Source organism: Methylomarinovum caldicuralii (genome assembly GCF_033126985.1).
GTDB lineage: Bacteria > Pseudomonadota > Gammaproteobacteria > Methylococcales > Methylothermaceae > Methylohalobius > Methylohalobius caldicuralii.
On the sequence record NZ_AP024714.1, the window covers coordinates 139,757 to 158,770 of the forward strand.

The 19,014-nt window shown below is 61.7% G+C and carries 21 protein-coding genes; 14 read left to right on the forward strand and 7 right to left on the reverse strand.

Annotated elements, in window-relative coordinates:
- Positions 1-9 precede the first annotated feature (9 nt).
- The 14 genes from MCIT9_RS00785 (at position 10) to MCIT9_RS00850 (ending at position 14,728) form a co-directional block, all read left to right on the forward strand.
- Positions 10-867, forward strand: a complete 858-nt coding sequence (locus tag MCIT9_RS00785; protein WP_317705546.1) for an AAA family ATPase — start codon at positions 10-12, stop codon at positions 865-867.
- Positions 864-1,385, forward strand: coding sequence for a hypothetical protein (locus MCIT9_RS00790; RefSeq protein ID WP_317705547.1), 522 nt, complete (start codon positions 864-866; stop codon positions 1,383-1,385). The genes MCIT9_RS00785 and MCIT9_RS00790 overlap by 4 nt, the downstream gene beginning before the upstream one ends.
- Positions 1,376-1,606 (forward strand): hypothetical protein, encoded by a 231-nt coding sequence (locus MCIT9_RS00795; RefSeq protein WP_317705548.1) that lies wholly within the window; start codon positions 1,376-1,378, stop codon positions 1,604-1,606. Before MCIT9_RS00790 ends, MCIT9_RS00795 begins: the two co-directional genes overlap by 10 nt.
- Positions 1,603-2,031: a nucleotidyltransferase substrate binding protein gene (locus MCIT9_RS00800; RefSeq protein ID WP_317705549.1), complete on the forward strand. Its 429-nt coding sequence runs from the start codon at positions 1,603-1,605 to the stop codon at positions 2,029-2,031. Before MCIT9_RS00795 ends, MCIT9_RS00800 begins: the two co-directional genes overlap by 4 nt.
- A complete protein-coding gene (locus tag MCIT9_RS00805) occupies positions 2,016-2,345 on the forward strand; it encodes a nucleotidyltransferase family protein (RefSeq protein WP_317705550.1) in 330 nt (109 codons plus the stop codon). Before MCIT9_RS00800 ends, MCIT9_RS00805 begins: the two co-directional genes overlap by 16 nt.
- On the forward strand, positions 2,336-3,934 hold the full coding sequence (locus tag MCIT9_RS00810) for an ATP-binding protein (protein WP_317705551.1): 1,599 nt from the start codon (positions 2,336-2,338) through the stop codon (positions 3,932-3,934). The genes MCIT9_RS00805 and MCIT9_RS00810 overlap by 10 nt, the downstream gene beginning before the upstream one ends.
- Positions 3,907-5,142: a hypothetical protein gene (locus MCIT9_RS00815; RefSeq protein ID WP_317705552.1), complete on the forward strand. Its 1,236-nt coding sequence runs from the start codon at positions 3,907-3,909 to the stop codon at positions 5,140-5,142. Before MCIT9_RS00810 ends, MCIT9_RS00815 begins: the two co-directional genes overlap by 28 nt.
- Before the next feature lie 608 nt (positions 5,143-5,750).
- A complete protein-coding gene (locus tag MCIT9_RS00820) occupies positions 5,751-6,215 on the forward strand; it encodes a helix-turn-helix transcriptional regulator (RefSeq protein WP_317705553.1) in 465 nt (154 codons plus the stop codon).
- Between the two features lie 202 nt (positions 6,216-6,417).
- On the forward strand, positions 6,418-6,609 hold the full coding sequence (mads1, locus tag MCIT9_RS00825) for a methylation-associated defense system helix-turn-helix domain-containing protein MAD1 (protein ID WP_317705554.1): 192 nt from the start codon (positions 6,418-6,420) through the stop codon (positions 6,607-6,609).
- A gap of 75 nt (positions 6,610-6,684) precedes the next feature.
- Positions 6,685-8,235, forward strand: coding sequence for a class I SAM-dependent DNA methyltransferase (locus tag MCIT9_RS00830; RefSeq protein ID WP_317705555.1), 1,551 nt, complete (start codon positions 6,685-6,687; stop codon positions 8,233-8,235).
- A gap of 85 nt (positions 8,236-8,320) precedes the next feature.
- A complete protein-coding gene (locus MCIT9_RS00835) occupies positions 8,321-9,565 on the forward strand; it encodes a restriction endonuclease subunit S (RefSeq protein ID WP_317705556.1) in 1,245 nt (414 codons plus the stop codon).
- Positions 9,562-10,713 carry an ImmA/IrrE family metallo-endopeptidase gene (locus MCIT9_RS00840; protein ID WP_317705557.1) on the forward strand — a complete coding sequence of 384 codons (1,152 nt, stop codon included), beginning with the start codon at positions 9,562-9,564 and terminating at the stop codon, positions 10,711-10,713. Before MCIT9_RS00835 ends, MCIT9_RS00840 begins: the two co-directional genes overlap by 4 nt.
- Positions 10,710-11,204, forward strand: a complete 495-nt coding sequence (locus MCIT9_RS00845) for a DUF4411 family protein (RefSeq protein WP_317705558.1) — start codon at positions 10,710-10,712, stop codon at positions 11,202-11,204. The genes MCIT9_RS00840 and MCIT9_RS00845 overlap by 4 nt, the downstream gene beginning before the upstream one ends.
- Positions 11,205-11,506: 302 nt before the next feature.
- Entirely contained in the window at positions 11,507-14,728 is a 3,222-nt protein-coding gene (locus MCIT9_RS00850; RefSeq protein WP_317705559.1) for a type I restriction endonuclease subunit R, read from the forward strand.
- Here MCIT9_RS00850 and MCIT9_RS00855 read toward each other — a convergent pair.
- From MCIT9_RS00855 to MCIT9_RS00885, 7 genes are all read right to left on the reverse strand, one after another.
- Positions 14,722-15,171: a lysozyme gene (locus MCIT9_RS00855; protein ID WP_317705560.1), complete on the reverse strand. Its 450-nt coding sequence runs from the start codon at positions 15,169-15,171 to the stop codon at positions 14,722-14,724. The two genes, MCIT9_RS00850 and MCIT9_RS00855, sit on opposite strands and share 7 nt — an antisense overlap.
- A gap of 1 nt (position 15,172) precedes the next feature.
- Positions 15,173-15,631 (reverse strand): hypothetical protein, encoded by a 459-nt coding sequence (locus tag MCIT9_RS00860; protein WP_317705561.1) that lies wholly within the window; start codon positions 15,629-15,631, stop codon positions 15,173-15,175.
- A gap of 2 nt (positions 15,632-15,633) precedes the next feature.
- A complete protein-coding gene (locus MCIT9_RS00865) occupies positions 15,634-15,921 on the reverse strand; it encodes a DUF6127 family protein (RefSeq protein ID WP_317705562.1) in 288 nt (95 codons plus the stop codon).
- Positions 15,922-15,985: 64 nt separating this feature from the next.
- Positions 15,986-16,336 (reverse strand): DUF2793 domain-containing protein, encoded by a 351-nt coding sequence (locus tag MCIT9_RS00870; protein ID WP_317705563.1) that lies wholly within the window; start codon positions 16,334-16,336, stop codon positions 15,986-15,988.
- On the reverse strand, positions 16,336-18,594 hold the full coding sequence (locus tag MCIT9_RS00875) for a phage tail protein (protein WP_317705564.1): 2,259 nt from the start codon (positions 18,592-18,594) through the stop codon (positions 16,336-16,338). Before MCIT9_RS00875 ends, MCIT9_RS00870 begins: the two co-directional genes overlap by 1 nt.
- Complete coding sequence (locus MCIT9_RS00880) at positions 18,584-18,784, reverse strand: hypothetical protein (protein WP_317705565.1); 201 nt, start codon at positions 18,782-18,784, stop codon at positions 18,584-18,586. Before MCIT9_RS00880 ends, MCIT9_RS00875 begins: the two co-directional genes overlap by 11 nt.
- On the reverse strand, positions 18,781-19,014 hold the full coding sequence (locus MCIT9_RS00885) for a hypothetical protein (RefSeq protein WP_317705566.1): 234 nt from the start codon (positions 19,012-19,014) through the stop codon (positions 18,781-18,783). Before MCIT9_RS00885 ends, MCIT9_RS00880 begins: the two co-directional genes overlap by 4 nt.

A 19,014-nucleotide genomic window follows, 5' to 3' on the forward strand; every position in this document is an offset into this window, starting at 1 on the left:
GGTAATAGGGTGGCCTATGCCGACAAATTGGTGCATGTCTTGCGCCCCGAAACCCTTGGACGCCTGTCGCGTCGCCGCCAAGGCAGGGAACGCTGCGAACTGCGCTTCGACTTCGATGACCCTGCGCTGAATTGCGAGTTGAGCTTTTCAACGAACAGCAAGAGCGAGGTCAACATAGAGCAACTGCCTGCCCAATGGCAGAAGAAAGCGCCTGTCTTTCTGCCCACGCGCGAGCTGATGACCCTTTATCCAGGCTTCGTGCCTTTGTATGAGAGTCATTATCTCGAATTTGAGGAGACCTATCGGGACACCTGCCTCCTACTGGGTCGCCCGACGCTGAAAGGGCCGCGGGAGAAAAGGGCGGCGCGATTGCTTGTGCCGCTGGAGGAAGCCATCGGCGGCAAGGTGGTGCTGGACAAGAACGGGCGTTTCTACCTCAAGATACCAGGCCAGGGGAACATGGAAATGCCCTTGGTGGCTGAAGGGCTGCGGAAACTGGCCATGTTGATTCGGCTGATCGCCACGGGTTCCCTGTTGGATAAAGGCGTCTTGTTCTGGGACGAGCCGGAAACAACCCTGAACCCACGTCTGATTCGCCTGGTTGCCCGTGCCATTCTGGAGCTGTGTCGTGAAGGGATTCAGGTATTCGTGGCGACGCATTCATTGTTTCTGCTGCGCGAGTTCGAGGTGCTTTCCAAAGAAAAGCATTTCTCCCGACTCCGGTCCCGCTATTTCGCGCTGACACCCGGTGAAGCGGGAGTCGATGTGGAACAGGGTGATGCCGTCGAGGAGCTGGAGACATTGGTCCTGCTCGATGAGGAGCTCCAGCAATCCGACCGCTACATGGAAATGGAGGGCCAGCGGTGACGAGCTTAACGGAGGGACGGCTGCAATTCGACTTCGACGGAGACGATGCAACCAAATATGATGAATGGAGTTTCTACCGGGCTCAGTTCGAGAAAATCTGTAACGGAAACAAGGCCGTCGACTTTATCTTTGTGGATGGCGATGAGACTTGGTTGATTGAAGTCAAGGACTATCGCCGCCATCCCACGATCAAGACAATAGATCTGGCCGACGAGATTGCCCTCAAGGTGCGCGACACCCTCGCCGGTATCGTCGCCGCGAAACTCAATGCTAATGAGGCCGCCGAAAAAAATTTGGCCCGGCGCGCACTGCAAAAGAGGCGCCTGAGGGTCGTCTTGCATCTTGAGCAGCCAACAAATCGTTCAAAACTGTTCCCCACGGCGGCAGATCCGGCGAAGCTCCAGCAGAAGTTGAAGCAAAAGATCGGGGCGATCGATCCTCATCCGCTTGTTGTCAATCGACACAGGCTGCACCGCACCATGAACTGGACTGTCACAGGTATTGGAATATGTCCCTGAAACCCTGGCGTGAAATCGCCACACCCCACAAAGACGTCCTCGCCGGCACCTTCAAGCAGTCGGAGTTCGCCGCGGACATCACCCAGGTGGCCAGCGGCACCGCACTAGCCGAATATCAGGACGCCTATGCCTACAACGAACTGATCCAGTCCTGGCATGCCATCGTCACCGCTTCCCACGAGGTGGGCCACAGGGGCGAGCAGCAGGGACTGAACCTATGATCGACTTCGGCAAATTCAAACGCGCCTTGGCGCTTCTGGAATCCCAGTACGGGCATCTCCAGACGCTGGACCCGAAGCTGCCGGACTGGATGCACGAGGCGGTGGCGGAATCGGTTATCCAGCGTTTCGAGACCTGCTATGACTGCCTGTGGAAGGTGCTCAGACGTTACCTTCAGGAAGCGCTGGGCCTGCCGGAGGTGCCGAACAGCCCCAAGCCGGTGTTTCGCCTCGCCAACGAAAACGCCCTGTTGCCGAGCCCCATCGAGCGTTGGATAGAATACGCCAATGTACGCATCGCCACCGCCGATGATTACAGCGGCGAAAAGGCCAAGGCCGCCTTGGCGGTGATGGAGGCGTTCATCCGCGACGCCAAGGCCTTGTATCGCACCTTGACCAGCGGAGGGGGAAAATGCCCCTCCAGCTGACCCCGGCGCAGGAAGCCCTGATCCGCGCCTTGTTACAGCGTCATTTGGACGGCGTGGAAGTCTGGGCTTACGGGTCGCGCGTCACCGGCAAGGCCCGCCCGGCCTCCGACCTGGATCTGGTCGTTCTGGCCGGCGCGGAACACCGCCGGGCGGTGGCGGAGCTGCGGGAGGCCTTCGAAGAAAGCGATCTCCCTTTCCGGGTGGATCTGTTTCTGTGGGACGATTTGCCCGAATCGTTCCGGGAAAACATCCGCAGCAACCACATCGTGCTGCAACCGAAAAAGTCAGTACAGGAACCTGAATCATGTCCCTGAAACCCTGGCGCGAGATCGCCACCCCTCACAAAGACGTCCTGGCCGGCACCTTCAAACAGTCGGAGTTCGCCGCCGACATCACTCAGGTGGCCAGCGGCACAGCACCGGCAGAATACCAGGACGCCGAGCAGTTCTTCGCCCGCACTTATATCACCGAGGGCATGCGCCTGCTCTTGATCTCGGTGGCCCAGCGCCTGGCGGGGCAGGGGGGCGATCCGGTGATTCAGCTGCAGACCGCCTTTGGCGGCGGAAAGACCCACACCCTGCTGGCGGTCTATCACCTGGCCTCACGCAAGGTGCCCACCGCCCGCCTTGCCGGGATTCCGCCGCTGCTAGACGAGGCCGGCATCACCGACTTGCCCGCAGCCCGGGTGGCGGTGATCGACGGCATCAAGCTTTCGCCCAGCCAGCCCCGCCGGTACGGCAGGCACACCATCAACACCCTGTGGGGCGAGATGGCCTGGCAGCTGTTGGGGGAGGCCGGTTTCGAGCAGCTCGCCGCCAGCGACCGGGACGGCACCTCGCCGGGCAAGGAACGCCTGACCGAGCTGATCCGCCAGGCCGCCCCCTGCGTGATCCTGATGGACGAGTTGGTGGCCTTCATCCGCCAGCTGGAGATCGGCAAAAGCTATCCCGCCGGCACCTTCGACAGCAACGTGAGCTTCATCCAGGCCCTCACCGAAGCCATGAAGGCCGTCCCCAACGCCATCCTGCTGGCCTCCCTTCCCGAGTCGGAGGTGGAGGCAGGAGGAACCATGGGCCAGCGAGCCCTGGAAGCGCTGGAGAAGTATTTCGCACGGGTGGAGTCGGTGTGGAAACCGGTGGCCACCGAGGAGGCCTTCGAGATCGTCCGCCGGCGCCTGTTCGAGAACCCCGGCGACCGGGATGAAGTGGCGGAGATCTGCCGCCGGTTCGCCGACTTCTACCGCCAGCATGGCGACAAGTTCCCGGTGGAAACCCAGTCCAACGCGTATTTCGAGCGCCTTTGTCGCTCCTACCCCATTCACCCGGAGATCTTCGACCGCCTCTACGAGGACTGGTCCACCCTGGAGAAATTCCAGCGCACCCGCGGCGTCCTCCAGTACCTGGCCATCGTAATCCACCGCCTCTGGAACAGCGACAACCGCGACGCCCTCATCATGCCGGGCACCCTGCCGCTGGACGACCCCAACGTACGCACCAAGAGCATCCATTACCTGCCCCAGGGCTGGGAAGCGGTGATCGAACGTGAGGTTGACGGCCCCACTCGGTGCCGGCCGAAATCGACGGCCACGACACCCGCTTCGGCAGCGTGCAGGCAGCGCGCCGGACCGCCCGCACCATCTTCCTCGGCAGCGCGCCGGCGGCGGCCAACCAGGCGGTCCGCGGCATCGAAACCCGCCGCATCCTCCTCGGCGCCGTCCAGCCGGGGCAAACGATCGGGGTGTTCGAGGACGTGCTCAAGCGTCTGCGCGACCGCCTCCATTACCTCTATGCGGACCGCGACCGCTACTGGTTCGACACCAAGCCCAACCTGCGCCGGGAGATGGAGAGCCGCAAGCGGAACGTGGACCGTCGGGAAATGGAGGAACTGCTCCAGCGCCGGCTGACCCGGATGTTCGGTCGTAACCACCATTTTGCCGGTATCCATGTGTTTACCCCCTCAAGCGACATTCCCGACGAATACGGCAGCGGTCCAAGGTTGGTGGTGCTATCTCCCGATGCGCCATACAGTCGCAGCGCCGACAATCCGGCGTTCGCGGCCGCCGTGGAAATATTGCGCAATCGTGGCGATCAACCGCGGCAAAAACAGAACCGGCTGGTCTTTCTGGCGCCGGACTTTGACGTGCTCGGGCGGACCAAAGATCAGGCCAAGACTTTTCTGGCCTGGGATTCCATCGTCACCGATATCGAAAGCGGCGTCCTCAATCAGGACATCTCCCATCTCAACCAGTCCAAGCGCAGCCGGGACAACGCCGACCAGGCCCTGGATCAGTTGATTCGGGAGACCTGGAAATGGCTGATCGCCCCGGTCGAGGAGTTCGTCAAGGGCAAGCCGCAACTGGACTGGGAAGCAGTTCCGATCCCGTCCACCGCACCCAATCTCGTCGAGGCGATCGAGGACAAGCTCCGGGAGGAGGAGTGGGTGATTTACGAATGGTCGCCCATTCACCTGCGCCATCTGCTCAAACAATGGTATTTCAAGGATGACGTCACGGAAGTGAGCGCCCTCAAGGTCTGGCAGGACAGCTGCCATTATCTCTATCTGCCCCGCCTGCTCAACGACCAAGTCTTTCGGGACGCCATCGCCAAGGGGGTCGAGACCGAGGACTATTTCGGCTTTGCCTCCGGCAAGGAGGGTGACCGCTATCTTGGTTTTGTCTTCGGGCAGCCTGCTTCGATCCAGTTGACCGAATCTTCGCTGCTCATCGAGCGGGAAGCGGCGCTGGCCTGGCGCGAGAGGATCGAGTCAATCAGGCAGCCTCACACAGAAGAAGGCGACCGTCGTTCCAAGAAAGAGGAAGAGAAAACACCAGGCCGGCCTGGTGACAAAGGGATCGGCAGCAAAGCTGCTTCCGTCAAAAAGCAGTTTTACGGCACGGTCACCCTCGATCCGATCAAGGCCAAGATGGATTTCGCCACCCTCATCGATGAAGTCGTGCAGCAGTTCACCGCCAAGCCAGGTGTGGATGTGAAAATCTCGGTCGAGATTCAGGCGCAGAGCAAGGAAGGCTTCGATGAGTCACTTCAGCGCATCGTCAAGGAAAACTGCAATGTGCTGAAGTTCGATAGCGCGGAGTTCGAGGGAGAGGATTGAGCACGAAAAAACCCCGGTGGTTCAGGCGACCGCCGGGGGTTCTTCTATCTTTTGGCGGTGGAAGCGTACCTTCAAACGGAGTTTTCTGACTAAAGGAAACCTCGCCTCCATTGAATTCGGTCTGCAAAACGAAATCTTCATCTCAGGTATCCACCAGTAGCCAGCCGCCGCCACGGAAAACCGAAAGGATTACGAGGGGTTACGCACTAGCCGCCAAGGTGGAAATTTGACAAATGGGCGTTACAATGCTCCAGGATCCCTCCAAGGTACGCTTGCCATCTGGTAGAGCAAGCGAGTAACTCCTACCTTTTCAATATCCTGTCCTTCCTTCCAGATCGGGTCCGTGTCGGTTTTTGCGGACCAGCGAGGGCCTCCGAGTGGGGGTGGCGGAGTTCGGTGGGAAGGCATCTCTCATAGAAATCGTTGACGAACCAGACCTTACCATCCAGTGCCGTCTTACGAGAACGCCCACTGGTAGCCAACAGCCCGCACCGCTTGAATACGCAAATACTCATCGGCCGTCATTCCCCCTCTGGCTCGGATCAACTTGCCTTTCAATGCCTTATGAGCCTTCATGGCGCCTGAACGGACTGCAGGAGGACAGAGCCATGAAGCACAAGCACGCTATGGTCAGCCACATGAACCAGCAGCAGCTGGCCGAATACTGGGGAATCTCCGCCCGCACGCTCGAACGGTGGCGCTCGATTGGCTGGGGGCCAAGATACATCAAGATCGGCGGGCGGGTGGTCTATCGGGTTGAGGATATTCTCGAGTACGAGGCCGAACATCTTTACGAATCCACCCGCTCAAGACAACGTGCAGCACCCCCTGGAGAAGCCGACGACGCAGAACCACCAGCAATCTCTCGCTCCGCTCCACCGGTAAGCCTGTCGGATCCAGAGTGGCACACGGCCGACGCCGAAGTCCGTGGCGACCTGCTCAGCCTCCGTATCCCGCCCGAGTTCCGGTATACCAACGAGGGGCTGAAATATTGTGTCGTCAACGGTGAGCTTCGCCTTCGGCCCGGAAAGCTGCCGCTGGGCCTCGCAGTCCGGATGATGGTTGGGAAGTAGCCCCCTTGGTCAGCCACCAGGGCTACACTCCCAACTAATTGAAATTACCGGGGCGTATCCTCTATCGCCTTGTGGATATCGAAGCCTACGAGGAGTCCTGCCTGCGCTCAGCCACATCCAGCTAAGCTACTGTTTCAATATGCCTTTCGTTGTCGTATGATTGCCAAAATTACCGGTCGAGATCCCGTCAACGGCAAGTCCTATGTCCGAGAAAATCGGTGAGATATTCACCTTAGACGAAGTGGCCAAGTATCTGAAGGTCGGCAAGCGCACCATCTACCGGCTGGTGGCGGAGAAGAAGATCCCTGCTTTTAAGGTAGGCGGCGCGTGGCGTTTTACCCGGGCGGATATCGATCACTGGATCAAGCAGCAGAGCAACGCATCCAGGCGCTGACGCCAGTCCCGATTTTGTGCCGGAAGGGAGTACAGGCCCTTCCGGCTTTTGCGGTTCATGTCATGGGAGGAAGGAATGAGCAAGGCCAACAATGGCGCCAACCTGGGCTTCGAGAGCAAGCTGTGGGAGATGGCCGACAAGCTGCGCGGCCACATGGATGCATCGGAATACAAGCACGTGGTGCTGGGGCTGATTTTCCTCAAGTACATTTCCGACGCCTTCCAACACAAGTACGACGAGCTGGCCGCCACGGCGGAGACGGAATACACCGACCCGGAAGACCGCGACGAATACCTCGCCGACAACATCTTCTGGGTGCCGCCCGAAGCCCGCTGGGAGAAGATCCAGGCCCAGGCGCCCCAGCCCACCATCGGCAAGGTGATCGACGAGGCCATGACCGCCATCGAGCGGGAAAACCCCAGCCTCAAGGGCGTGCTGCCCAAGGACTACTCCCGGCCCACCCTGGACAAGACCCGCCTTGGCGAGCTGGTCAAGCTGGTGGGCGACATCGACCTGAAGGCCAGGGAATCCGGCGTCAGGGACCCGCTGGGCCGGGTCTACGAATACTTCCTCGGGCGCTTCGCTGCCGCCGAGGGCAAGGGGGGCGGTGAGTTCTACACCCCCCAGTGCGTGGTGCAACTGCTGGTGCAGATGATCGAGCCCTACAAGGGCCGCGTGTACGACCCCTGCTGCGGCTCCGGCGGCATGTTCGTGCAGAGCGAGAAGTTCGTCGAGGAACACGGCGGCCGGCTGGGCGACATTGCCGTCTATGGCCAGGAGTCCAACCCCACCACCTGGAAGCTGGCCAGGATGAACCTCGCCATCCGCGGCATCGACGCCGACCTCGGCCCCCATCAGGCCGACAGCTTTCACAACGATCTGCACAAGGATCTGAAGGCCGACTACATCCTCGCCAATCCGCCCTTTAACATGTCCGACTGGGGCGGCGAACGCCTCAAGGAGGACGTGCGCTGGAAATACGGCGTACCGCCGGCGAACAACGCCAACTACGCCTGGATCCAGCACTTCATCCACCACCTGGGGCCCAACGGCATCGCCGGCTTCGTCATGGCCAACGGCTCCATGTCCACCTCCACCACCGCGGAGCTGGCCATCCGCAAGGGGATTATCGAGGACGACCTGGTGGACTGCATCATCGCCCTGCCGGGCCAGCTCTTCTACACCACCCAGATTCCGGTCTGTCTCTGGTTCCTTGCCCGCAACAAGAAGGCCGACCCCAAACGAGGCTACCGCGACCGCAGCGGCGAGACGCTCTTTATCGACGCCCGCCGCATGGGGCAACTGGTGGATCGGGTGCACCGGGAACTGACCGCGGAAGACATCGACACCATCGCCGGTGTCTATCATGCCTGGCGAAGCGAAGGCGGCGAATACGAAGACAAGCCCGGCTGGTGGCAATCCGCGACGCTGGAGGACATCAAGGGGCATGGCTATGTGCTCACCCCGGGCCGCTACGTAGGCGCCGAGGAACAGGAAGACGATGGCGTGCCCTTCGAGGAGAAAATGGCCGAACTGACCGCGCAGCTCTATGAGCAGTTCGCCAAGAGTGACGCGCTGGAAGCCACAATCAAGAAGAACCTGGAGGTGTTGGGGTATGGGGAATAAATGGAATTACCTCCCCTTTACCGAAGCAGTAGAGGTGAACCCTTCTGTTCCACTACAGAGGGGAAAAATATATCCCTTTGTGGACATGAAGGCTGTCGAATCATCGAGCCGTGGCGCATCTGAGTCGGAGTTCAGGGAATTTAAAAGTGGTGGCGCACGATTCATGCCCTTTGACACCTTGATGGCAAGAATCACTCCTTGCCTAGAAAATGGGAAGATAGCTCGGTACATCCCTTCAGAAGGCGTTGACGGCCCAGCGTTCGGATCAACCGAATTCATCGTAATCCGGGGACGAGAAGGGATAACTGATAACGATTACGCCTACTACTTGACGAAGTGGGAAGAATTTCGCCAGTTTGCTATTTCGCAGATGACTGGCAGCTCAGGTCGCCAGCGTGTCCCTGCTGATTCCCTAGCTAAATTTCTTGCACCAGTCCCTGAAAGTCTATCCGAACAACGCGCCATTGCCCACATCCTGGGCACGCTGGACGACAAGATCGAGCTAAACCGGAAGATGAACGAAACGCTGGAGGCCATGGCTCAGGCGCTGTTCAAGAGCTGGTTCATCGACTTCGATCCGGTGGTGGTCAACGCCCTTCGCGCCGGCAACCCCGTCCCCGAAAAATTCGCCCAACGCGCCGCCCACTACCGCGACAATCCCGAGCGCTTAAGCCTGCCCGCAGACACCCTGCGCCAGTTCCCCGATCGCTTCCAGGACTCCGAACTGGGGCCGATACCGGAGGGGTGGAATTTGTCTACTATCGGCGCTGAATTTGATTTAACAATGGGGCAGTCACCACCGGGAACAACATACAACGAGAACGGCAATGGAATGCCTTTTTTCCAAGGGCGGCGAGATTTCGGATTTCGCTATCCTTCGCTCCGTGTGTATTGCACATCCCCGACTCGAATTGCAAATGAAGACGATACACTCGTGAGTGTGCGAGCGCCTGTTGGTGACATCAATATGGCCTATGAAACATGTTGTATTGGTCGTGGGGTGGCTGCCGTGCGTCATAAGTCAGGTAGTCGATCGTATACATATTATGCGATGCAATTCTTGAGAGAACGATTCAAAAGATTTGAAGCAGAGGGAACGGTTTTTGGCTCAATCAATAAGAAGCAATTCCAGAGTCTGTCCAGTATGAAAGTGACGCCGGATATTATCACCATTTTCGAAAATCTCGCCTACCCAATAGATGAGAACATCCGAACAAATGAGGATGAAATGCAGACATTAGCAAAACTCCGCGACACCCTCCTCCCCAAACTCATCTCCGGCGAGCTGCGCGTGCCGGATGCAGAAAAACTACTGGAGGATGCCCTGTGAGCCTGCGGGTGCCGGTCAACCCTGAACTGTTGCACTGGGCACTGCGCCGCTCCGGCCGCACGCCGGAGGGCTTGTCCGGCCGCTTCAAAAAGCTGGGCGACTGGCTCGAGGGCCGCTTGCAACCTACCCTGAATCAGCTCGAGGATTTCGCCCGCGCCACCCATACGGCCATTGGTTATTTCTTTCTGCCCGAGCCGCCGGAAGAGGCGCTGCCGATTCCGGATTTCCGCACCTTGCCGGCGGCCCGCAACCGGCCACCCAGCGTCGATCTGCTGGAGACGATCTATCTGTGCCAGCAACGCCAGAGCTGGTATCGGGACCACGCCCGCCTGCAAGGCGAGCCACCTGTGGCTTTCATTGGCTCGGCAACCCTGGAGGATCCGCCCGCTAATGTGGCGGACCACATGCGCCAACAGCTCGACTTTGATATCGAGGCCCGCCGCCGGATGGCCACCTGGACCGAGGCGCTGCGGGAATTCATCCGCCTGGCCGAGGCGGCCGGGGTGCTGGTGATGGTCAGCGGCATTGTCGGCAGCAATACGCGCCGGCCGCTGGACGTTTCGGAGTTTCGCGGCTTTGCCCTGGCCGATGAACGGGCGCCGCTGGTGTTTATCAACGGCAAGGACAGCAAGGCGGCGCAGATGTTTACCCTGGCCCATGAGCTGGCCCATCTGTGGCTGGGTGCCTCCGGTGTTTCCAACAGCGAAGCGCGCATTGCGCCCGACGAGCAGACCGAGCGCTGGTGCAACGCGGTCGCGGCGGAACTGCTGGCGCCTCTGGAAGCGGTACAGGCCGCGTTGGTCGAGCAGGAGCCCCTGCCCGATACGCTGCAACGGCTGGCACGGCACTTCAAGGTCAGCACCCTGGTCATCCTGCGGCGGCTGTTCGATGCGGGCCGTATCGACCGTGAAACCCTGGACGCCACCTGGCAAGCGGAGCTGGAACGACTGAAACGGCTCGTGCCCGCGGGCCCGGGCGGTGATTTCTACAACACCCTGGGCGCCCATGTCGGCAAGCGCCTGGCGCGGGCGGTGATCGTCAGCACCCTGGAGGGACAGACCCCCTTCACCGACGCCTTCCGCCTGCTTGGCGTGCGAAAGAGCAAGACCTTCTACGAGGAGGCGCGGCGGCTGGGAGTTGAGGGATGAGGTATTTGCTGGATGCCAATGTCTTCATGGCGGCCAACAATCTGCACTACGGCCTGGATTTCTGCCCGGCCTTCTGGGACTGGTTGATCGACCGCAACCAGGCCGGGCAGGTCTTCAGTATCGACAAGGTCAAGGACGAGATCGAGGCGGGCGACGATGAACTGGCCGAATGGGCCAAGGCACAGGATGAGCGATTCTTCCTCAAGCCGGATAGCGGCATTTTCACCGCCATGGGTCAGGTGACCAACTGGGTGAACGACAACGGCTACACGCCGGACGCCAAGAACACCTTCTTTCAGGTGGCGGACTATTGGCTCATCGCCCACGCCCTGACCGGCGATTTCGTCGTGGTGACCCACGAGCGCCCCGCAGATACGCTGAACAAGGTCAAGATCCCCAATGTATGCGTGGGGGTTGGACTCAAGGTGATGACGCCCTTCGAGATGCTGCGGCACGAACGGGCGCGGTTTGTTCTGGAGCGTAGCGCATGAGTGGAGAATATGTGGTGCGAGCGGCGGGGATCGAAGGGCTGGATGTGGCGGCCATTCCACCAGAAGTTCTACTGTGATGGGAATGGCCGGCGGGATGGGTGGGGGTTGAAATGCTTCCCTTGAAAAACAAAAGGCCCTGATGCTTCCATCGAGGCCAATTGTCGACCGGGAATCCCCAGTCCTTTGAACACAGGATGAGCTCTGGCGCCCGAGATTTCAAGCTCCGAAGGAATGGAATCTTCTGCTGTCCTAGATAAGAAATCCCCGGATGAAACAGACTATTTTTTCATAAACAATAACTTATGAACACGAAGACCACCGAGGACAGTATTGAGCAGATGGCCCTCTCCCAGTTCGAGGCGCTGGGCTTCAATGTCGCCCATGGCCCGGACATCGCCTTCGACGGCCCCAACCCCGAGCGTGACCCCGCGGCCAGCTACGGCGATGTAGTGCTCGTGGAACGGCTCCGCAGCGCCCTGACGCGCATCAATGCTGGATTACCACAGGCGGCCATTGAGGAAGCCACCCGCAAGGTACTCACGCCCGAGAGCCCCGCGCTCATCGAGAACAACCGCCGTTTCCACCAGATGCTCACCGACGGGGTGGATGTCTCCTGGATGGCTCCTGAGGGAGAGCGTCACGGCAAGGTCTGGCTGGTGGATATGGAAAATCCCGCCAACAACGACTGGCTGGCGGTCAACCAGTTCACCGTGATCGAGAACAAACACGAGCGGCGGCCGGACATCGTGCTGTTCGTCAATGGCCTGCCGCTGGCGGTGATCGAGCTGAAGAACCCGGCTGACGAGAACGCCACCCTGCGCCATGCCTTCAACCAGTTGCAGACCTATAAGGAGCAGATCCCCTCGCTGTTCGTGTACAACGCGCTGCTCGTGATTTCCGACGGCATGCAGGCCCGCTTCGGGACCCTGACAGCGGGCTGGGACCGGTTCATGCCCTGGCGCACCATCGACGGCACCGATCTGTACCGAGAGCCCGGCAACGAGAAGCAGACCGATGGCGAGGTGCAGCCGGGGCTGACCACGCTGCTCAGGGGCATGTTCGATCCCACCCGGTTCCAGGACTATTTCCTGAATTTCATCACCTTCGAGGACGACGGTGGCGACACCGGTCGTATCGCCAAGAAGGCAGCCGGTTACCACCAGTACCATGCGGTCAACAAGGCGGTGGGCTTTACCCTGGAGGCCTGCGGTATCGAGGCCCCTGCCGGCATCCATTACGGGCGGTTCCTGGAGGCGGAACAGGGTGACCCGTTCCGGGTCGAGGATGAACGCGGTCAATACCACCGCCAGTTCGGCGACCACCGCATCGGTGTGGTCTGGCACACCCAGGGCTCGGGCAAGAGCCTCTCCATGCTGTTCTACGCCAGCAAGGTGATCCGCCATCCCTACATGGAGAACCCGACCATCCTTGTCATTACGGACCGCAATGACCTGGACGATCAGCTCTTTGGCACCTTCGCCGCCAACCGGCTGCTGCTACGCCAGACGCCAGTCCAGGCGGAAAGCCGGGCCAAACTACGTGAATTGCTGAAAGTAGCCTCGGGCGGGGTGATCTTCACCACCATTCAGAAGTTCCTGCCTGAGAAGAAGGGAGACACCTACCCGCTGCTTTCCGAGCGGCGCAACATCGTGGTGATTGCTGATGAGGCCCACCGCAGCCAGTATGACTTCATCGACGGCTTCGCCCGTCACATGCACGACGCCCTGCCCAATGCCTCCTTCATCGGTTTTACCGGCACCCCCATCGAAAAGGACGATCGCAGCACGCCTGCCGTTTTCGGCGACTACATCGACCGCTATGACATCCTGCGGGCCGTGGAGGATGGCGCCACTGTGCCCATCTACTACGAGAGCCGACTGGCCCGAATCGAACTGGATGAATCGGAAAAGCCACACCTGGATGCGGAATTCGAGGACATCACCGAGGCCGAGGAGGAGGAAATCAGCAAACAGCGCCTGCGCAGCAAATGGGCCTCGCTGGAGGCGCTAGTCGGCGCGCCCAGGCGCATTGAGCTCATCGCAAAGGATCTGGTGGAACATTTCGAGCGCCGGCAGGAGGCAATGGTGGGTAAGGCGATGATCGTCTGCATGAGCCGCCGTATCTGTGTGGAGATGTACGACGCCATCACCCGACTGCGCCCCGAATGGCACAGCAATGAAGATGACAAGGGCCGGATCAAGGTGGTGATGTCGGGATCGGCCACCGACCATCTCGACTGGCAGAAGCATATCCGTAACAAGGCGGGCCGGGAGGCCCTGGCCAAGCGCTTCAAGGATCCCGATGACGAACTGCAACTGGTGATCGTGCGCGACATGTGGCTCACCGGCTTCGACGCGCCCTGCATGCACACCATGTATCTGGACAAGCCCATGAGCGGGCACAATCTGATGCAGGCGATCGCCCGGGTCAACCGCGTTTTCCGGGACAAGCCGGGAGGCCTGGTGGTGGACTACCTGGGCCTAGCGGACTCGCTCAAGCGTGCGCTGGCCACCTACACGGCCAGTGGGGGCAAGGGGCAGGCCACACTCGACCAGAACGAGGCGGTGGCGGTGATGAAGGAAAAATACGAGGTCGTGTGCGGGCTGCTGCACGGCTTCGACTATCGAGCGTTGCTTTCCGCGCCGACAGCCGAACGTATGAGCGGGATTGCACAGGCGATGGAATTCATCCTGGCACAGGAAGACGGCAAGAAACGCTATCTCCAGGCTGTCACCGCCTTGTCAAAGGCCTTTGCCCTGGCGGTGCCCCACGACGAGGCACTGGCCATACGTGACGAAGTGGGCTTGTTCCAGGAGATCCGCGCCAACCTGGTGAAGGCCACGGTGAGCAACGCCGAGCGTTCACCGGAGGAGATGGAGGCCGCCGTCCGGCAACTGATTTCCCGGGCCGTATCCAGCACCGAGGTGGTGGACATCTTCGCTGCCGCCGGCCTGGACAAACCGGACATCTCCATTCTCTCCGACGAATTTCTGGCCGAAGTACGGGAACTGCCCCAGCGCAACCTCGCGCTGGAACTGCTCAAGAAGCTGCTCAACGACGAAATCCGCACCCGCATGCGCAAGAATGTCGTCCAAGCGCGCGCCTTCTCGGAAATGCTGGAGGAGGCAGTCAACAAGTATCACAACCGCGCCATTGCTGCCGCAGAGGTGATCGAGGAGCTGATCAATCTGGCGAAGGAAATGCGGGAAGCTTCGAGGCGGGGCGAGAATCTGGGGCTTTCCGAGGACGAGATCGCCTTCTATGACGCTCTCGAGGTCAATGACAGCGCGGTGAAGGTGCTGGGTGACGAAACCCTGAAAAAGATTGCCCAGGAACTGGTGCAATCGGTCCGACGCAGCGTCACCGTGGATTGGACCCAGCGGGAAAACGCCCGCGCCAAGATTCGCGTCATGGTCAAGCGGATTCTGCGGCGGTTCGGATACCCACCGGATAAACAGGAGCGGGCAACCGAATTGGTTCTTGAGCAGGCAGAAGTATTATGCAGGGAATGGATTGTTCAATAGGCCAATGAAGAGTAATTTGCTGCCTCAGCAGTGCGGCGTTTAATGAGCCCTTGAAGACGACGTCCTCCCGCCCACACCCACCGCATGAACTCCCTTGGCACCTGGGCATGCTCCTCCCGGTTCACCTTCCGCCGTAAGGTGGACCGCTGAAGTGCCCCGGTGCCAAGGTTGAAGGTGAAAGATACCAGCGCGTCGAACTGGCCGTCAGTAAGTGGTACGTCGATCAGCCGCAGCACGCCCCCCTCGGCCCATCGTACGTCCCTTTGCAGAAGTTCCTCCGCCTCTTGCTCATTGATGCCGTCCTCGAATCGTTTCCACTCCCCCTCCTGCACCACATGGCCATAACCGATGGTCGGATAGCCCGCCGGGCAGATGTAGATCGTAGGACTGAACCTCTCGAACCGCTTGATGAGCTCCAGGTCTTCCTGGGTGATGTGCCGCATCTCACTTGCCCCGCGCCTTGGCCAGGGCCCGCTGGCCGAACCAGAAGCTCATGACGGCCGCGAAAAGGGCCTGGGTCTCCGGGTCCCAGATCCGGGGCAAGGCGATGGTGAATGCGAGGCCTTCGTCGGCCATCAGGGCATGCAGGGCGCTGAGCTTCACCGCAGTGAACAACAGGAAGAAGGCGTAGGTGATTACCGGGCGCACGGAGGCACGCAGTCCGTCCACCCATTTGACGCCCGATGGCCGGCTGTCGTGCTTGTAGAGGGCCTTGCTCTCGGCGATGTCCGCCTCGACGGCGATCTCCTCCAGGCGCTGGGTGTGGCCCAGCCGCATCTGTTCCATCTGGCGGTCGAGGATGGCCAGTTCGTGCTTGCGGTCCTGGTGGTCCTGCCAGAGCTTGAGCAGGTCGGGAAAGGCGCTGGATATGAATCCCAGCAGGCTGCCAAGTAGCGTCAGCATGGTCACTGTCCTCCAAAGAGCTTGAGTTTCACGGCGGCACCGGCCATCAGCGCCAGGATGAGGCCGGTGGTGGTGATGCGGATCAGGGTCTGCCAGGCGGTGTGCTTGGCGGTGTTGAAGGCCTCGAGCAGACCGCGCAGCTCGCGGATGTCGTGGGCTGCGTCTTCGCCGTCGAGGCCGACGTCGGCCAGGGCCCGCCTGGCGCCTCGCTCGGCGGCCTGCTCGAGCAGCTTCTCGAATTCCTCGCGCGGCATGACGACCATGCCGTCTCGCATGTTGGGCGGGGTCATTCTTCGGTCCAGATACGACGAACCCGCCACGGGGGCGGGTCCGGTGATGCGAATGGGAGATGGGTTAGACGCTGATGCCAGGGCTCCAGCCCGTGACCTTGTAGGCCGAGAGCAGGTCCTCATCCTCGACGTAGCAGAGCCAGCCGACCCTCGGCGCGTGGAATTCCCAGGTCCCGCCGATCCGAACGGCGATCTCGCCGTCACGGCCCGTCCAGGCGCCGGTTGCCCCGGCCGCCACGATGTAGCGGTCGCCGTCGATCGGGCTGGCCGGCGGCGCGGTCAGGGAGCGGCTCTTGACCGACAGGCCGACCACGGCGCCGAGGCGCTTGAGGTTGGCATCCATTGCGGTGTGCCAGCCGGACTCGCCCAGCGCCCAGCCGTAGGTGAGCCCGAGATTGGGATCGGTGTTGGCCATCAGATGCCTCCGTAGTAATTGCCGTACTGGTAGCCGTAGCCGGCGCGGTCCACCTCTATGCGGTGCCGGTGCAGGCTGTCGAGGGCACCGCGCTGGGCATCGATCTCCACCGTGAGGTGGCCGTTGAGCCGTCCGCCGGGCAGCGCGCTGTCGGCTGCCTCCTCGGGCCAGCCGTCGGTGGTCGCAGTGAGGCCCGCGCGCGTGCGCAGCAGCGTGCCGGCCTCGCCGTAGTAGCGGACGCGATAGGTCACGCCCGGCTCGGGGCCGATGTCGCCGTCGGTCTGGGCCACCAGGTAAGCGGTCTGCTGGGTGCGGTCGCGATGGGACCAGGCGAGCGTCACGGGCCCCACGATGGCGACTGGATAGGACGCGCCGTTGATGCGTACATTGCCCGGCGGGAACGGCAGGCCCTGCCGGCCCGTGAGGTTGAGGGTCGGCCCGCCGGTCACCGCGACCTTGTTGCCCACGTCCGTCACGGTGTGAGGCTCGAGCCAGACCCCGATGCTGGTCGCCGGGGCGCGAACGGTGCCGTCATACCCCGGCGAGGGTCCGGCGCCGATCAGCCAGGTGCCGGCCGTATGCGCCACAGGTACAGTATCGAGCACCGCCCGTTGCAGGGTGACGGTGCCCGCGGTCTCGTCTACCGCGAGCACTCCGACCGCCTCGGCGGCTTTGCCTGCGGTGGTGACCAGCCAGGCATAGTCGCAATCGGCGAACAGGGCGGCGTCGGTCAGATCGGTGACCGCTACCGTCACGTCATCCACGGCCTGGGGCAGATCGGCGCCCAGCCGCGCGGCCGGACTGTAGCCGGCGGTGTTGCGATACTCAGCCGTACCCGCGGTGTCGCCGGAGTAGAGCCGCCACTCGCTCTGGGCCTGTCCATTGCGAACCGCCAGCGCGGCGACGTAGGTGTCGGTGTCCTCCACCACACCGAGCTCTGCCCGGCTCAGGGTGTGGGCCAGATCCCAGTACGTCGCCTCGATCGCCACGCTCATCGTCGGCACTTGTGCCGAGGTGTCGTCCGGCACCCAGTTGGTGTCGTTGTCGCCGATGATGGCGTTCTGCCCCAGTGCGAAGACGTCCTCCACGCAGGTGAGCGTCATGCTGTGGTCGGTGTGATCGCCCAGGTCGATGGCGCCTACCCGCAGCACCATCTCGGCGATGCCCAGTTCCGGCCAGTCGAGCACGATGACGTCCCCCGGTAGGGGTTGGCCTGAAGCGGAACTGTCACCACGGGGATTGATCTTCAGCTTGACCCGGGCCAGCGGTATCGAGAGCGAGCGCAGGTCGCGCAGGGCCACTTTTGCCGCCAGGGCGTCGTCGGTGATGCCCGGATAGTCCCGCTTTTCCGCTACCACGCCGCCCTGGGCCTCGATGTTGGCGAGGTTGTGGACGGTGAGCGACTTGGGCTTGCCGGTGTCCCGGTCGGTGTAGTTGACGGTCAGCTCGTTGACCGTCTCCGCCCAGTCAGGCCGCTCGAACGATTCCAGTGCGATGATGTTGTGCGGCCCGAAGTGGCGCGCGTTCCACAGGTCCGGCTCGCGGATAAGGCGCAGGGTGAACCGCCCGCTGGCGTCGATGACCAGCACACCGCCGATGTGGTCGAGCACCTGCTGCACGAACTGCTCGATGGGCGATTGTCGGGTCCAGAGCAGGTTGAGGCCGAAGGACTCGTTGTAGAGCGTCCACGAGGCGGACGAGAAGCTGCCGGTGTCGATCATGTCGGGCGGGTAGCCCATTCCCCACCGGGTGTCGGTCAGACAGGCATAGAGGATGGCCGCCGGGTTCATGCCGTTGGCCAGTTGCACCTGGTAGCTGCTGAACGGACTGGGCGCGGCCGGATCCCAGCCCGACAGGAACCGCCGCACCCGGGCCGCGATGGGTTTGAGGTAAGGGTTGTTGGCAGCCAGGTAGCACTTGCGCAGCACCAGCCCCACCACGCCGCGGAAGGCCGGCACGGTGCCGCCGCCGGCCATGCGGGACTGCAGGTAGTCGTTGGCCGTCTGGGTCGCCTCGCCCAGCAGCACGTCGATGGCGCCGCTGATACCGCCCTCGCGCTTCTCACCGCCGAACAGGTTGGGCCGGTCGATCTGCAAGCGCTTCGGATTGCTGCCCGCCACGCTGCCGCTCCAGAAAGTGCGCCCCTGCATGCGCAGCTCGGTGATGTCGTCCACCGGACCGTGGCAGAGCACCAGGTGCATGCCCATGTAGTAGCGGTAGCCGACGATCTGCTTGCTGCCGCCGCTGCTACCGCCCATCGCGCCTCCTGCGGGCCGTCTCCACCGCGCGCACGGCCATGGCGTCGCGGGTTTCGATCAGGCGGGCGGCCTCCACGCCTTCTTTCAGGAACCGGTGCCAGTCGATGCCGTGTTGCTTGCACCAGAGCCGCGCGCCGGGGATGCACAGCCCGGCGAGGCGCACGTCCTCGATGGTGACGATCAGGCTCACTTCTTGCCGCCTCCGCCGGAGTAGATGGGCTGTGCTTCGCTGTCGCCGTACCAGACCACGTTGGGTGCCTCGATCAGCACCTCACCGAATACCACCGGGATGGGCACGCCTTCCTCGGCCACCGGCGCGCTGAAGTCGCTGGCGGGTTTGGCGTTCTCGACCCGCGGCTTGGGCGTGAGCGCGATCTGGATCAGCGCCGAGACGACGAACAAGACCAGCTGTACCCACAT